Genomic DNA, 386 nt, shown 5'->3' with positions numbered 1-386 from the left:
AGTGATGGGTGACAACTCTCGCCACGCCGTCAGGCACCTCCTCGACAGCTGCAAGTCATTGGGCTACGCGCGCGGCGAAGATCTGGTGCAACTCGTCTTGGCGAGCGAAGGACGACAGTTGTCCCCGCGTGACCTCAAGGCTGATTCTGTCAATCGCTTTGCCGCCACGACGGACTTACTCGAAAGCAGGTCCTGGAGTTCGTAAATGCTGAGATCGCCAAGACTAGCCCCACCCCTAGTGCTCCTAGCTACGATGAGAGTGAGCGCGTCCCCGTCCTTATCGTGACCGCCCTGCCACTGGAGGCAACCGAGGTCAAGCGGTACCTGAAGGATGTCAGGGAAGTGGTGCATCCCTCCGGGACCGTCTATGTCGTAGGAACTCTCAA

1 protein-coding gene is annotated in these 386 nt (G+C 59.1%); it reads left to right on the top strand.

Annotated features, from left to right (window positions below):
* Window positions 1–205 (top strand): hypothetical protein (locus tag BN358_RS28235; protein ID WP_232233453.1); only part of this gene is annotated, 205 nt, incomplete at its 5' end.
* Between the last annotated feature and the right edge of the window lie 181 nt (window positions 206–386).

The sequence above is a fragment of the Sedimentibacter sp. B4 genome (assembly GCF_000309315.1).
Taxonomy (GTDB): domain Bacteria; phylum Bacillota; class Clostridia; order Tissierellales; family Sedimentibacteraceae; genus Sedimentibacter; species Sedimentibacter saalensis.
This window is presented reverse-complemented; position numbering and strand designations above follow the sequence as displayed.